The sequence below is a fragment of the Veillonella sp. 3891 genome (genome assembly GCF_003992315.1).
Lineage (GTDB): Bacteria > Bacillota > Negativicutes > Veillonellales > Veillonellaceae > F0422.
The window spans coordinates 42,919-58,193 of the sequence record NZ_RQVE01000002.1; the positions used below are offsets into that span (position 1 = coordinate 42,919).

Genomic DNA, 15,275 nt, shown 5'->3' on the forward strand with positions numbered 1-15,275 from the left:
TCGTCGAATATATCAACGATTATTGATAGACTTCTTCTTTCAAAATGCCAATATAAGGCAATTGACGATATTTTTCATCGTAGTCTAAACCATAACCAATCACAAACTCATCAGGGATAATAAATCCTTCATAGTCTACATGGACATCTACTTTGCGACGATCTGGTTTATTCAATAAGGAACAAAGACGAACGCTTGCTGCCTTACGAGATTGTAAGTTTTCTAGTAGATAAGACAAAGTAGTCCCTGTATCTACAATATCTTCTACTACAATGACGTGTTTTCCTTCTACAGGACGGTCTAAATCCTTTAGAATGCGCACAACGCCACTGCTCACCGTGCTACTACCATAGCTAGAGCAAGAAATAAAATCCATTTTTACATCGCCTTCAATATGACGTGCTAAATCTGTAAAGAATACAATAGCCCCTTTTAATACGCCTACAAGGACAATTTCTTTACCTTTATAATCTTCTGTAATTTGACGGCCTAATTCCGCCACTCGTTTTTGAATTTGTTCTTCTGAAAGTAATAATTCTTTCACTTCTGGTATCATAGTAACTCCTTATTAGTTAGGTCTATTTCTTTTCTATGTCAGTACATAGAACAATCTTAATTGTATCATATGACGTCAAAACTTGCACCTGACGAAAGCTAAATTCTTTTCCTTTTGGCCCTTTTACCAGTGAAAGTAAGCTATCCATCACCGTTTGACTCAACTGTTCTGGTCGTACATAGGGACTTAATATTCGTTTCCACAACCGATTCACTAAAGCAGCATGCTCACCCATCAAACCTCGTTTATCCAACACTATGCTATCACCAGCATGACTGACATAGTCCATTTCTAACCGTGTCACTGCTTGCTCGAAATAGGCGGCATCACATTGTGCCAACGCTCCTAAGCGGCACAAAGCATGTACCGTTTGCGGATACCGCTCTGCACAAGTAGGTAGTAACACTTGGCGAATCCAATTTCTATCATAGGTCGTATCTAGATTTGTTGCATCTTCTCCATAAAAACAATGTAGCCACTTCGCATAGTCTTGTAATACTTGCTTGGGCACAGTTAAACAAGGTCGCCACACATCTTCCGTTATAGTCTTCATACCTTGCAAGCCCTCTAGTCCAGATCCACGCAATACATGGGCTAAAATGGTTTCCCCTTGATCGTCTAAGTGATGGGCTGTCACAATATATTCATACCCTTTGTCCTCTGCAATGTCTCGCAAATGTTCATACCGTAGTTGACGCCCCATCATTTCAAAAGATATCCCTGCTTCTTTGGCCTTTTCCATGACATCTTCTTTCACCGTATAGCACGGCATCCCAAATTGTAGAGCATACCATTCTACCAAGGTAACTTCTTCCGATGCTTCTGGTCTTAGACCATGGTCCATCGTAAATACACCTACATTGGTGAAACCTTCTAGATACAGATAATGTAACAAAGCAATGGAATCTACCCCACCAGAACAAGCGAGCAATACAGGTGTATCCTTTGTCATCACGTCACCCATAGCTTCTGTGACCGCTTGTCGCAACCGTAACAGAGTAGCCCACATATCTCCATACAACGTTTTTTCTTGACTACGATTCATCGTCCTAGTGCAGTGAAACATGCGGTGCCGATACGTATGATACTGATTGATACAATCTTCCCCATAGAATGTATTCAACACAGTGCGACTGTGGTCCACTTGATCTGCCAGTTCTTCCATCGTCAGCAAGGGCACTACCATCTCCACATGTTTCCGTGTTTCATTTGCTTTTTCCACTTCAATAACGGTGTGAAAGTCCCCTTGGCTTTCATAGGCATCTAATAAACTATCCACCAAGGTTGCCCAAAAATAATAGCTTTCTTTATCTTCCACCATATTGTGATTGCCACCCTTCTAAGCCATCGGCTTCACTAATCACAATCGACCCAATTTGATACGTATCCATCAGTGATGTAATAATCTCAGCCCCTGGCACAATGATATCTGCTCGACCTGGTTGTAAGCCTTTCACTTGTAATCGTTCCTCACGACTCATATAGCGAAGTTGTAATATCATAGCTTCAATAGTGCCACGATCCATGCGATACCCCTGTATTAGTTTTGGATCATACGTTTCCATTTGCAAATCGATAGCTGCCAACGATGTAGCGGTACCACCAATACCAATAAACTCACCAAAGGTGCCTTCAATAGGTAATTCATCCCACATACGTACCGTTTCTTCCCATATACGTTGTGGTCCCTCACTAGACATCTCTTGCATACGCACCGCTCCAGCAGGATAGGATTTCGTAAAATATACATGTTGTGCATTACCCAAGGCAATTTCCGTACTTCCTCCCCCTACATCAATCGTAGCATAGTGAAAGTCTGGATTTTCATAAACCGTAGCTCCCTTAAATCCATAAGTAGCTTCTTCATCACCGCTTAGCACACGGTATTCCATAGGACACGCTTCCTTGGCTTGTTCTAAAAAGTCCTGACCATTCTCTGATTCCCGAATGGCACTCGTAGCAAGGCCAATACGGATAGTTGCGCCATAAGCATCTAAGACCGCATAGATTTCTTTGAGTGCTTGTAGTCCACGTTCTATGGCTTCCTTAGTTAATAATCCATCACTGCTACGCTTACCTAATTGTGTAGTCCATATTTGCTTCGGTTCATTTTGCCACCCTGAGCCATCATAGGTTCCTAATAATACTCGAAATGAATTGGACCCTAAATCTACAATTCCTATCCGACTACCTTGTTGCACTGTATATTGTTTCATTTATATCACTCAACTTTCTATCCCTTGTGATTTACATCCATATTTACAGCCTATCCATAGAATACACAAAAAAAGTGATACCTTTGTATCACTTTCCCTTATCGAACATAGGGAACTTCCCCAGGTTTCACTAGGCCCAATTCTTCCCGTGCTACACCTTCGATATGTTTATCGTCTTCTAACAATTTCTTTTGCTCCGATAAACTTTCATTTTCTTGTTTTAGTTCCTGTAATTGTTGCTCCAACTGTTGTTTTTCTTGATGCAAGCTATAAATCGTATACACTTGCTGCACTAATACGATTGCAAACAAGACGAATACAGCGTAGCGTATCTTTTTCCATGTACCACTTGCTTTTGCCCTAACAGGACGTCTCGGCCTTCTATTACCGTTTTCCATGGTCTTCACTCCCAATTTCTATTGATTCGATGTTACCTGTGTTACCTATTTTGCCTATATCTTTTGTATAGGATAATGTATAGTTTTATATATAGTTGTATTATAGCATATCTCCACAGCTCCGTGTAAACTTCATTCACAATAATTAAGTCTCCCTACTACATGTTGCCGCTACTCATACAAGAGTAATCTCTGGATTATAAGCCAAAATGGTGTTATAGGAGAAAATGAGTTGTTAAACAAATTCCAATCTTTTGTCAAAGAGCCATAACTCCCAACATAATCACTATGTAATTACAATAAAAAGCGACCCCATAAAGAGGTCGCTTTTTATATGTGAATGTAAGGATTAACTATTCACCTTTGTAGTTCAATACTTTTTGAGTTACAGGTGTTGCATGTTTTTCGAAGTATTGAAGTGCTACTTCTGGGAACATAGCGTATGTTAATACGTCTTCTTCTGTTACACCAGTGAAGCCTTTAGCTTCAAGATCAGCACGCATTTTTTCCATTTCTGGAGCTACGTCATCAGCTGGACGATGAGTGATAGGAGTTTCATCACCAATGATTAATTCTTTGATTTCTGGTTTTACAGCTGCTGGAAGTTGACCGTATTTACCACGAACTAGGTCTTTTACTTCAGCTGGTGTAGTGTTGTAACGAGGCAATCCTTGGGATTGGAACAACACGTTCATCATAGCCATTGTACCAACGATTTGGGATGTTGGAGTTACCAATGGAGGGAAGCCAAGATCTTCACGAACGCGAGGCATTTCATCCATTACGTCGAAGAATTTATCAGCCATACCCATTTCTTTCAATTGGTTTTGAGTATTGGACAACATACCGCCAGGGATTTGGTAGTGACGAACTTCTGGCAATACTTCATGAGCTGGAGTCAAGCCGAATTCATCAGCGATTTCTTTACGAACGCCACGGAAGTATGTAGCTAATTCACGCATTTTAGCAAGATCTAAACCAGTATCGTATGGAGTGTTTTTGAAGATTTCAACGATAGATTCAGTAGCAGGTTGGCTAGTTGCATGACCGAATGGGCTCAATGCAGTGTCAATGATATCAACACCAGCTTCTACTGCTTTTAAATATGTAGCAGATGCTAAACCGCAAGTGAAATGGCTGTGTAAGTCGATATCGAATTTTTCGCCAAATTCTTTGCGTAAGTCTTTTACTAAGGATTCTGCATCGTATGGAGCTAACAAGCCGGACATATCTTTGATGCAAAGGGAATCGATACCCATTTCTTTCAATTCTTTAGCAACTTTTACGAAGCTTTCATTAGTGTGTACAGGGCTAATTGTATAAACCATAGTACCTTGTACATGAACGCCAGCTTTATTACCTGCTTCGATAGCAGCACGCATGTTGCGAGGATCGTTCAATGCGTCGAAAATACGGATGCGGTCCATACCGTTTTCTTTTGCTTTACGAACGAATGCTTCTACAACATCATCAGCATAATGTTTGTAACCCAATAAGTTTTGGCCACGAAGTAACATTTGCAATGGTGTGTTTTTTAAGTTTGCTTTTAATGTACGAAGACGTTCCCATGGGTTTTCGTCCAAGAAACGGATACAGCTATCGAATGTAGCACCACCCCAACATTCCAATGCATCATAACCAATTTCGTCCAATTGTTGTAATGCTGGAAGCATGTGTTTCATGCGCATACGTGTAGCCAAGATAGATTGATGACCATCACGAAGAACTGTTTCTACTAATCTTACTCTTTTTGCACTCATAATCCTTCTCCTTCACATTGACCCTTCCCTATCAAGACTCTACCACCTGATAGAAGGGGAATTATTAAATACATGAGTTACTGTTATCTCATGTACATTGTACATACCTATATTAGACTACTAAACGCTTTCTTTGTCAACCTAAACACATGCTTTTTAGTCATATGAATTTTATCGATGTAGTTCCATGTTTTTATACTAATATAGAGGGATTTTATTAGATACTTTTCGATATTTATTGTCAACCTGTTATCTTTATTTTACTTTTTTTGGTGCCGTTTCTAACAAGATATTGTTTCCATTTCGTTTGACTTGAATGGAGAAATCTTTTACATCTTCTTTAAAATAATCCATTTTTATTGCTAACAATAACTTGCCGATTTCTGTTTTTATCCGCTCCGTTAAAAACTCTTGGTAGAAATCATCTTCTGTTTTTTGATGAGATATTTTTGTTACTGGTTTGTTACCAGCTTTGGCATCATCTTTCAATACTGCAGTCTCAAACGTTTCCGTTTCAACAAAGCCTTTCATCATATCTGCATCACTTAATCCCTTTTGGATTTTAAATTTTGCCATTTTTTAATTTCTCCTTTCCCAATCTTCCATATTTTCGTTTCTATTATGACTAATTGTTATAGCTGTTTACGAAATATAGTGAATTTTGTTACTGAAAGTTATGAAATATTTCTATCTTTTTACTTCTTTTTCTCGGTAGAAGTACTATCTTTAGCAGATTCTTTATCTTTCAAAATAGAATCCACCGTGATTTCCGTTAATTCTGTTGGGTTATCATAGGTATAAATTTTATTAAATCCTACACCTAATTTTCCTTCATAAGCCTCTAAAGCACGATTTTTTTCATCTACTTTTACAATGTAAATCAATTGTCCTTGAGTCACACCAATTAAGCGGAATTTTCCTGGAGGATTGATGGCACGCCAGCCACCTTCCGTCCCATTGAACATGAATACATCGCCAGTACGTGCATTGTCATAGAAGAACCGATCTTCATTGTAGAACATACCAATACGTCCAATATCGGAGGCTTGCATATACACACGACGGGTATCATAGTTTGCATCCGTACGATACACACGGTATGCCCCATCGCCTACACGGACTTTCATATACACCACATTCGTTGCAGCAGAATATGCCACATCCGTAATCCGTGCCCCATTCGGTACAGAATTAATGGTAGTATCAATTTCATGATCTGGTGCTTCTGGATCAATGCGGGCTAAGACCACATCATTGTGTTTACCACCAAATAAACCAACGATGGCTAAGTTGCGATCTGACATCCATTCAAAATAAGATACTTCTCGTTCTTTTAAATCTAGCGTCACTGGTGCTTCTTTGCCAGCGGTGTAAATATCTACCCGATTCTGTTCCACCACTGCCATGTATTTATGGTCATGGGAATAATAGCGAGTCCCTTCTTTTACATCAGGAAAGTTTTTATCTACTTCTTCCCCATTGGTGACCTGAAAGTTCGTGGTAGGCGCTAAGTATACTTGGTCTAAATAATAATAGACCCCACCTTGTAATACTAAGCCCAGCAAAAAGGCTGTGGTTACTTTTCCAAAGGTATTCATAGACTCTCCTATTTTACGATAAATACAGTAGGAATCATACGTTCCCCTAACAAATCTGCAGGTTTATTCACAGTTTTACCATTATAATACAATGTTGTACTAGAACCTCCATCTAAATTGGCTGCTATCACAGCCCCTTCTTGGAATAGGATATCTTGCACATCACGCAAAGTAGCCCCAGCAGAATAGGCTTGACGACCATCGATGACTAAGAATAGGACCGTACCATCTTTCTTTTGCGCAATGGCAGTTCTAGGACCAATCCCCCAACCACCATCACCATCGGTGATCATCTTTTTGCCATTCACGATAAGAGGTGGTCCAAAGGTTAAGCCTTCTTTGGCACCCATTTCTTTTAATTCCCGTTTGTTATAGGTACCAGCAATTAAGTTACCAGATTTTGTAAATCCGATAAAGTCTACCTCTTCATCAGGCCCTACGTCTTTACCGATGACATATTCACCATCATGCAAAATGAATCCATAAGGAGAACGACCCGTACCCGTTCCATTTGGATCGTGGAAACCACCACCATTAATAGCAGCTACTGCTCCGTTGAGGCGCGCAATATTACTAGTGGTTTCCCCTTTTTCATTCAGCTGTGGCGCTGTAGCCACCTGAATGCGACGAGGATCTGGAATTTCCAATATAAACCCTGTATACCGTTTAGACTCAATTTTACGCAAATTCAAGGATGTATCTTCTTTCACATCGAATTTAAATAATTCTTGGTTTTCACCTGTACCTACAGTGCCTACAATTTTTTGCAATTCTTCAGGCGTATAGAGCCATGTAATATATTGCGGGTGACGAGATCGTAAAATAGCGCCCACTACGGTACGTTTAATGTTATCAAAAGGCCCGAATAGCACCACAATAGGTGATGTAATAGCCGTAAATATAAACATGAGAAGGATAAATTTTACCCATCCTTTTCTAAAAAAAGAACCCATATAGTATGCTCCTTATTGATTCATATCCTTTTGCAGAGAAACTGTTATTCCATTGTCAACAGCAGTCATTCATTGCATAGGGCATGTGTAAATGCTTTAAGATTCTAAGATTCTAATACTCGTAACGTGTCTAGGCGACTAGCAATAGAAACGCCTTCATAGTTGAACGTAGGATACACCTCTTGTAAGGGCTTCAACACAAATTGGCGTTCCCAAAAGTACGGATGCGGGACCTCTAACTTTTGGGTATGTACTTCAACACATTGACCCGCTTCATCTTCTATCCATACAATGTCTAAATCTAGCGTTCTAGGTCCCCAGTGAATGTCTCGCTGTCTACCTGCTAACCGTTCAATATGTAATATGGTTTCTAACATAATCAGCGGTTCTAGACTGGATTGGACTTTCAATATACCGTTTAAAAATGGACCTTGTTCCACAGGGCCCCATGGCGGTGTTTCTATCCAACTAGAGTGCTCTACATTAGCCACGCCCTGTACACTATATAATTGGTCTACTGCGAATGCTAAATACCCTTCTCGATCGCCGAGATTAGATCCGATGCCCATATAGTAGGTATACATTATAGTTGACCTCGTGTAATCACCACTTCTACATAGTCCAACACACCTGGGATAGGCGCCTCTGGTTTACGCACCGTCACTGAAAGTCCCACAATTCCCTTGTACGTATTCCACAAATCATCTGCAATGAGTGTTCCTACCCGTTCAATCAATCGTTGTGGAGGCCCTTCCACGATAGCTTTTGTCCGTTCATACACATCTGCATAATTAATAGAATCTTCAATGCTGTCAGACTGTCCTGGTTTCGTCAAATCTACACCAATAGAAATATCTACAAAAAAACGTTGACCTAATTCATTTTCACTAGCTAAATTACCATGGTATCCATAGAATGCCATATTTCGCAAGTTAATTTTGTCCATTACTCACCTCGTAATAGTACATCTGCCACTGTGACAGCTCGTTTATGCATTTCCACATTATGTACACGCACCATATCTACGCCTTGAATCATACCTGTAATGCAAGTCGCTACCGTGCCTTCATCACGCTCTTCCGCTGGTAATTCATTTAATATAGTACCGATAAAACGCTTACGACTAGGTGCTAATAACACAGGATATTCATAGACTGTAATTTCTCCTAAGCGTTGGATTACTTCTACATTTTGCGCATAATCTTTACCAAAACCAATACCTGGGTCGAGCCAAATATTCTGAGGTTTTACCCCTTCTTTTAACGCTAAATCTACGGAGGAGAAAAAGAATGCTTTCATATCATCGATGATATCATCATAATTCGTATGATTCTGATTGTGCATAATAATCACAGGTACATCGTACTTAGCCGCTACTGCTGCCATATCTTTGTCGTATTTTAAGCCCCAAATATCATTCAGAATATGAGCTCCATGGGATAAGGCAAACTCAGCCGTTTCTGCCCTGTATGTATCTACAGATACAGGCACCGTAGAGACCTCTAATACAGGCAGCAAAATTTCTTTCATCCGTTCGATTTCGTCAGCCACAGAAATTTGTGTATGCCCTGGACGGGTGGATTCTACGCCTACATCGATAATATCTGCACCATGCTCAATCATTTGTTTTGCATGAGCTACGGCTGTATCAGATGTATTGTAGCGCCCTCCATCTGAAAAGGAATCAGGAGTGCCATTTAAAATCCCCATAATTAATGTGCGATCTTTTAGTTCTAATTGTTTACCATCTTGCCAATTATACTTACGGTACTTAAACATGATCGTTACCTCCTAATAACACCAACGCTTCCTCTCTTAATACCCCCATAGGCTCTAATATACCTGTGGCTACTATAGTTTTCGCCACCGTTTCTTGTGCTACTTCGCCTTTCATGAGCATACATAAATGAGTGGCTTCTACCATCACCATAGCGCCCAACACATCACCATCTTCCACTAAAGATATAGCAATATCATGGGTGAATCGCTCTTGTAATTGCGGTCGTTTCGCAAAGACATCAACTAATGCTTTCATACGACCTAAGCCAAATACTTTACCATCCCGTGGTTGATACACAATGTGCACCTTTCCATAGAAGGGCATCAAATGATGTTCGCATATGGAATAGAACGGAATATGATTCACCGATACTAGACCCGTATGTTCCGTCGGGTATACATCGCCGAGCGCCTCTTTACCCGTGCTATCACGTCCAGAAAACAAGCTTTCAAATAACGTGGCCACACGCTTCGGCGTATCTGTCATTCCCTGCGCTTCAAGATCGATGCCCAAGCCCTCTAATAATTGGCGCACACCGTCTAGAGCTTGTTCTTTCATAATCATCTCCTAAATAATCTTTGTCGTCCAATCTTCAATAGTCCAAATATCAGTCACCCAAGATTCGTAAAATTCCGGTTCATGGCAGACGAGGACGATGGTCCCTTTGAAAGCCTGCAATGCCCGTGCCAATTCTGCCTTCGCATCCACATCTAAATGGTTCGTCGGTTCGTCTAAGACAAGAACATTATAGGACTCTTGCATCAATTTACAAAGACGAACTTTTGCATTTTCCCCACCCGACAAGACGCGCATTTGGCTCGTAATATGCTCATTGGTAAGCCCACATCGAGCAAGAGCTGCACGCACCTCTGAATTCGTCAAGGACGGGTAAGCATCCCAAATGTAATCCAACGCAGTTTTCGAATTATCTCGACTGTCTTCTTGAGCAAAGTAACCAATTTGTAAAAACTCTCCTTTTTCTATCTGTCCAGATAGGGCAGGAATCATACCTAATAAAGTTTTTAATAAAGTCGTTTTCCCTAAACCATTCACACCTTGGATGGCGATTTTCTTACCTCGTTCGATCACCACTTCTACAGGACGTGTCAATGGCTCATCATAGCCCAAAACAAGGTCTTTCGCATCCACGATGAAACGACTCGGGGTACGTCCTTCTTTAAACCCAAAGGATGGTTTTATCTTTTCTTGTGGTTTCTCTAAGATTTCCATTTTTTCTAGGCGCTTCGCTCTAGAATTCGCCATACCACGAGTAGCTACACGAGCTTTGTTGCGTTGAATGAAATCCTTCATATCTGCTACTTCTTGTTGTTGACGCTCGTAAGCACGTAAAGCTTGTTGCTTTTTTACTTCATAAGCCGCTAAGAATTGATAATAATCGCCAGTGTATCTTGTGAGCTGTGCTTGTTCGATATGATAAATCACATTGACAACAGAGTTTAAGAACTCCACATCATGAGAGATCAAGATAAAGGCATTTTCATAATTTTGCAAATAGTTTTGCAACCATTTAATATGATCCACGTCTAAATAGTTTGTCGGTTCGTCCAAGAGTAAAATCGTCGGTTGCTCCAGCAACAATTTTGTGAGCAATACCTTCGTCCGTTGACCACCGCTCAAATCCATGACATCACGGTCAAGACCGATGTCCATCAATCCCAGACCTTGCGCAGTCCGTTCAATGGTCGCATCGATTTCATAGAACCCACGTTGCTCTAACATCTCTTGCCATTCGCCGGTAAGCTCCATGAGCTCATTCATTCTGTCCTCAGAACAATCGCCCATTTCTAAATAGGCATCTTGCAATTGTTGCTCAATACCATAGAGAGAATCAAAGGCCCCTCGCAGTACATCGCGAATGGTCATTCCTTTCTCTAGAACGCTGTGCTGATCTAAATAGCCTACCGTCACTTGGTTGGACCATTCCACCTTACCTTCATCGGGCATCAAATGGCCTGTAATGATATTTAAAAAGGTGGACTTCCCTTCTCCGTTGGCGCCGATTAGGCCCACGTGTTCCCCTTTCAGCAAACGAAAGGATGCATCATCTAATATTTGTCTTGCCCCAAATCCATGGGTTACATTGGTTACAGTTAAAACACTCATATTCAATCTCCAAACTATTGTTATGTATCTCTTTATTATACGTTAACATGACAATAATTTCTAGTTTTTACATATCTGTCCTGATACTTTTATAATTTCTGTGTATTTACGTATGACACTGTAGAAGTGTATACTAAGAGCATTCTTAGAATATCCTTCTTCACATATAGTGCGCCTGTACAGGTTTTGTTTACTAGGTAACAAGCCCCAAGATGTTATCCACAACTATAAGAATGGGAAAACATATATTACAAGTATCATAGTGGTGCTGTTATGTGAAGGTATCTATTACAAACAAAAGGAGAGTGTCCTATGAATCACGTACCTACTATACTATCCATACAAGATATGAGTTCTGTCGGTCGTTGTTCACTCACTGTATTCATCCCTTTAGTGAGTGCCTTACGATGTCAACCCATCCCATTACCAACAGCGGTACTTTGTAATCATTTAGAATATCCTAACTTTGAATTGGTGGATATTACGGATCACCTTGAAAGTTTCTACAACTGTTGGAACAAAAACGATATCACTTTCGATGCCATTCAAAGTGGATTCCTCGCATCGCCAGAACAAATTCGTCTCGTAGAAGATGCCATCGAACGATTCGGCAAAAATAAACTCGTTGTGGTAGACCCTGCTATGGCAGATGACGGCAAGCTGTATTCCATCTACAATGATGAAATGGTGAAAAAAATGCGTAAGCTCATCACCAAAGCGTTCATCATTAAGCCAAACTACACAGAGGCTTGTTTCCTCTTAGACATGCCCTATGACCCTACACCACAATCGGAAGAAGTCATCTATGATATGTGCCGCCGTTTACAAGCCCAAGGCCCCGAATATGTGGTCCTATCTAGCTTGCCATCGGAAGACTCTGCCCTCATCGCCGTCTATCGTGGTAGCACCGATACTATCACATGGGTATCCAATCCATTAGTACAAGTGAAAGCACACGGAACAGGTGATACTTTCACAGCTATCTTGACGGCCCTCGTACTACGTGGCTATACCCCAGAAGAGGCGTCTCGCATTGCCGGACAATTTACTACAGAGGCAGTCAAGTTTACTCACAAGGAAATCGGTTCCTTGCGTGACGGCTTAGCCCTTGAATTGCTATTAGATCGTTTAATTTCTATTCCCAATCCATAATTAGGAGGTTTCATGAACACTTACAAAACAAATAATGATGTCACTCAAGCTACTAACACAGCAACATCTACTAGTTCAAGATCTACAACAAAAGATATCATCTATATTGGATTATTATCCGCTTTATGCATCGTATTTACGACTATTAAAGTACCTTTACCAACAGGCGCTATGGTGCACCTTGGTTCCGCCGCTCTATTCTCCATAGCATCCGTATTCGGCGGATTCTATGCGGGCCTCGCTGGAGCCATCGGATCTGGCATCTTTGACCTTATCATGGGGCATTCCCAATACACCCTATTCTCCATCGTGATTAAAGGATTAGCAGGCGTGATCGTGGGCTTATTAACAGTAGGTTGGAGACCTACCGTTCCTGCTCGTTCCATATCTACACCTCGTATCTTATTAGCTATGCTAGTAGGTGCTATTTGGACAGCGGCAGGGTACTTCGTAGCCTGGTGGGTCGTGCTCGACAGCTACCTCGCTGCCGTCACAAGACTACCAGCCTCCTTCCTAACTAGCGGCATCGGCATCTTAGTTGCTTTGCTACTAATCCCTATCTTGCGCCGCATCCCTCGCAAATAATTTGGCATACCGTTAAAAGTATGGTATGCTAGATATAACAAAAGAGAGCCAGTAACGTGTTGGAGGCGTTAGGCTCATCTCAGAATGCTATGAAATGAAATCGCCTAACGTGTTGAGGTGTGCAAGACCTCATTCGTTAGGCTTTTCGCTTACATATTTAAGTAAGGAATGCCGTTATGTGTAGTAGCCTGTGGCATTTCTTACTACCAAAATCATACGAATACAAGAAGAGCAGTGCGTGTTCCTGAACAAACATTATAAAATACCGTTTGTGAAGGAATATGCACTGCTCTTCCCTTTATATGATTCAATTACAAAAGCCACAGGCTACATAACTTAACCAGTGACGATTTTGGCCATGAACTTCTCATTATTAATAATAAACCGTTCATGTGTACCACGACCAATAACTTTTTCACCTTCTTTAGCCACTACCTCAAAAGTTACTTTTCTACCATCAACAGCTACTACCGTTGCCATTGCAGTTATCGTTGCGCCTAACGGGCTAGCTGCTTCATGGCTTGTTTCCATGCGAATCCCCACGGATCCTTCGCCGTCTCCTAAATCACCTTGAATCCCTGTATAGGCTGCTTTTTCCATCAATGCCACCATCGCAGGCGTCGCAAACACAGGTAACGTGCCACTACCCATGTACTCCGCTGTATTGTTAGCTTCCACTACTACCGTAGCCATACCAACTTGTCCAATCTCGATTGCCATAGAAACTCCTTTCTAATCTATCATTCATACAGAACATCATTTGCTTACATTCTAGCACTTTTGCGGGATATTTTCTATTTTATTTTCCCTGTAAACATTTTACACTAACTACATATATAGATTTTTCTTACTTCATTACTTTTAACCTCAAATTTCTTGACTTTTTTCGTCTCTATGTTTACAATGTAAACACCGGAAGTGAGGTGATTATCATGGCTGTTATATCTGTACGGTTTAATGAAGCAGAAGATAAAATTATTCGTCAATATATTGAAAGTAAAGGAGAAAATATCTCTCAATATATTAAAACTATGTTGTTAGAACGAATCGAAGATGAATACGATATATCTATCGTCAACGAATATTTACAAGAAAAAGATTCTATGGAGTTCCTAACATTTGAGGAGGCTGCTAAAGAATGGGATATCAAGTAATTATTCCTGTTAAATTACATAAAAAAATAAAAAAAATGGATTCTTCTACTCAAAAATTATTATACTCATATATTAAAAAAAATCTTTGTGGCACAGAGGATCCTCGCATACATGGGAAGTCTTTAAAAGGAAATCTTAAAGGTTTCTGGAGATATCGTATACTTAATTATCGATTAATAGTTGAAATTAAAGATGATAAGTTAGTTATTGTAGCAGTTGATTTTGACCATAGAAATAAAATTTACACATAAGCAAAGTGGGTACCACGTCGTTACGACGGGGTACCCACTTTTTGGTATGCATAGTTTAGTCTTAACTATTGTTATTCAGTTTTATGCCATACCCATGCGTTCCATAAGCATTTTAATTTGTGCTTTCATTTCTGCATTTTCTGCATCTTTTCTAGCATTTTCTGCTTTCAACGCTGTAATCTCATCTTGCATTACATAGATAGAGGATACTGGGCCACCTTTGTAACGTTCTGGGATGTTATCATCATCACCAGTTCCGAAACGATATGTAGCACCTAGGTTTGCCATGCTCTTACCAGAGCCCATTGTAAAGCCTGCATTGAACATGAAGTTTTCATTTGCATAATGAGCTACACCCAATGCCAACGCTTGGTTGCCTTCATAGGAACCGATGCCTGCCATCACTTGAGTTTTTCTCAATGGATCATAGCTTAATGGGTTCATTGCTGCTAATGCTGCGGAATGTGCCCCTACTTGGCTAATACGTTCAGAGTTTTTCACAACTGCATTGCCTACTGCATTGAAGGCTTCTGTTACTTGACCTACTGTTGCTGCATCAGTTGGTGCTTCACCTGGAGCCAAGTTAGTGATAATCTACACGATTTGTTAATTTATGCAGTATTATATATTCATATTTTCCGATGTGACTAGTATACATCATCTTCATGAAAGATTAATGAAGAATTCTCATTATTTTCCAAAATATTCTCAACTATATATGCAACTTGTGTATGCACATTAGGAATAC

The 15,275-nt window shown here is 40.3% G+C and carries 19 protein-coding genes; 4 read left to right on the top strand and 15 right to left on the bottom strand.

The window, feature by feature from the left end; genetic code table 11:
- Positions 1-19: 19 nt before the first annotated feature.
- From hpt to EO118_RS01415, 13 genes are all read right to left on the bottom strand, one after another.
- The gene (gene hpt, locus EO118_RS01355) at positions 20-556 is read right to left on the bottom strand and encodes a hypoxanthine phosphoribosyltransferase (RefSeq protein WP_127068269.1); all 537 of its coding nucleotides are present in this window, start codon (positions 554-556) and stop codon (positions 20-22) included.
- Positions 557-578: 22 nt separating this feature from the next.
- Complete coding sequence (tilS, locus tag EO118_RS01360; protein WP_127068270.1) at positions 579-1,877, bottom strand: tRNA lysidine(34) synthetase TilS; 1,299 nt, start codon at positions 1,875-1,877, stop codon at positions 579-581.
- Entirely contained in the window at positions 1,864-2,772 is a 909-nt protein-coding gene (locus EO118_RS01365; protein WP_127068271.1) for a phosphatase, read from the bottom strand. Before EO118_RS01365 ends, tilS begins: the two co-directional genes overlap by 14 nt.
- Before the next feature lie 98 nt (positions 2,773-2,870).
- Positions 2,871-3,170 (bottom strand): septum formation initiator family protein, encoded by a 300-nt coding sequence (locus EO118_RS01370; RefSeq protein ID WP_127068272.1) that lies wholly within the window; start codon positions 3,168-3,170, stop codon positions 2,871-2,873.
- A 353-nt stretch (positions 3,171-3,523) separates the two neighbouring features.
- Positions 3,524-4,930, bottom strand: a complete 1,407-nt coding sequence (locus tag EO118_RS01375; RefSeq protein ID WP_127068273.1) for a pyruvate carboxylase subunit B — start codon at positions 4,928-4,930, stop codon at positions 3,524-3,526.
- A 255-nt stretch (positions 4,931-5,185) separates the two neighbouring features.
- On the bottom strand, positions 5,186-5,506 hold the full coding sequence (locus EO118_RS01380; protein ID WP_127068274.1) for a hypothetical protein: 321 nt from the start codon (positions 5,504-5,506) through the stop codon (positions 5,186-5,188).
- 119 nt (positions 5,507-5,625) lie between these two features.
- Entirely contained in the window at positions 5,626-6,528 is a 903-nt protein-coding gene (locus tag EO118_RS01385) for a hypothetical protein (protein WP_127068275.1), read from the bottom strand.
- 8 nt (positions 6,529-6,536) lie between these two features.
- Positions 6,537-7,481 (bottom strand): phosphodiester glycosidase family protein, encoded by a 945-nt coding sequence (locus EO118_RS01390; protein ID WP_127068276.1) that lies wholly within the window; start codon positions 7,479-7,481, stop codon positions 6,537-6,539.
- Positions 7,482-7,585: 104 nt separating this feature from the next.
- A complete protein-coding gene (folK, locus tag EO118_RS01395) occupies positions 7,586-8,065 on the bottom strand; it encodes a 2-amino-4-hydroxy-6-hydroxymethyldihydropteridine diphosphokinase (RefSeq protein ID WP_127068277.1) in 480 nt (159 codons plus the stop codon).
- Positions 8,065-8,427 (bottom strand): dihydroneopterin aldolase, encoded by a 363-nt coding sequence (gene folB / locus EO118_RS01400; RefSeq protein WP_127068278.1) that lies wholly within the window; start codon positions 8,425-8,427, stop codon positions 8,065-8,067. Before folB ends, folK begins: the two co-directional genes overlap by 1 nt.
- Complete coding sequence (gene folP / locus EO118_RS01405; protein ID WP_127068279.1) at positions 8,427-9,260, bottom strand: dihydropteroate synthase; 834 nt, start codon at positions 9,258-9,260, stop codon at positions 8,427-8,429. Before folP ends, folB begins: the two co-directional genes overlap by 1 nt.
- Complete coding sequence (gene folE / locus EO118_RS01410) at positions 9,253-9,819, bottom strand: GTP cyclohydrolase I (RefSeq protein ID WP_127068280.1); 567 nt, start codon at positions 9,817-9,819, stop codon at positions 9,253-9,255. Before folE ends, folP begins: the two co-directional genes overlap by 8 nt.
- A 9-nt stretch (positions 9,820-9,828) precedes the next feature.
- Positions 9,829-11,385, bottom strand: a complete 1,557-nt coding sequence (locus EO118_RS01415; protein ID WP_127068281.1) for an ABC-F family ATP-binding cassette domain-containing protein — start codon at positions 11,383-11,385, stop codon at positions 9,829-9,831.
- A 312-nt stretch (positions 11,386-11,697) separates the two neighbouring features.
- Here EO118_RS01415 and EO118_RS01420 point away from each other — a divergent pair, with 312 nt between their 5' ends.
- Together EO118_RS01420 and EO118_RS01425 are read left to right on the top strand one after the other, a co-directional pair.
- The gene (locus EO118_RS01420; RefSeq protein WP_127068282.1) at positions 11,698-12,537 is read left to right on the top strand and encodes a pyridoxamine kinase; all 840 of its coding nucleotides are present in this window, start codon (positions 11,698-11,700) and stop codon (positions 12,535-12,537) included.
- Positions 12,538-12,549: 12 nt separating this feature from the next.
- Entirely contained in the window at positions 12,550-13,122 is a 573-nt protein-coding gene (locus EO118_RS01425) for an ECF transporter S component (RefSeq protein WP_127068283.1), read from the top strand.
- A gap of 336 nt (positions 13,123-13,458) precedes the next feature.
- Here the strand turns inward: EO118_RS01425 and EO118_RS01430 are convergent, their stop codons facing one another.
- On the bottom strand, positions 13,459-13,842 hold the full coding sequence (locus tag EO118_RS01430) for a thioesterase family protein (RefSeq protein WP_127010183.1): 384 nt from the start codon (positions 13,840-13,842) through the stop codon (positions 13,459-13,461).
- Between the two features lie 212 nt (positions 13,843-14,054).
- On the opposite strand from EO118_RS01430, the gene relB reads away from it, so the two are divergent.
- Together relB and EO118_RS01440 are read left to right on the top strand one after the other, a co-directional pair.
- Entirely contained in the window at positions 14,055-14,276 is a 222-nt protein-coding gene (gene relB, locus EO118_RS01435) for a type II toxin-antitoxin system RelB family antitoxin (RefSeq protein WP_127068284.1), read from the top strand.
- The gene (locus EO118_RS01440; protein ID WP_127068285.1) at positions 14,261-14,527 is read left to right on the top strand and encodes a type II toxin-antitoxin system RelE/ParE family toxin; all 267 of its coding nucleotides are present in this window, start codon (positions 14,261-14,263) and stop codon (positions 14,525-14,527) included. Before relB ends, EO118_RS01440 begins: the two co-directional genes overlap by 16 nt.
- 81 nt (positions 14,528-14,608) lie before the next feature.
- On the opposite strand, the gene EO118_RS01445 is transcribed toward EO118_RS01440, so the two are convergent.
- Entirely contained in the window at positions 14,609-15,109 is a 501-nt protein-coding gene (locus EO118_RS01445) for a YadA-like family protein (protein ID WP_127068286.1), read from the bottom strand.
- Between the last annotated feature and the right edge of the window lie 166 nt (positions 15,110-15,275).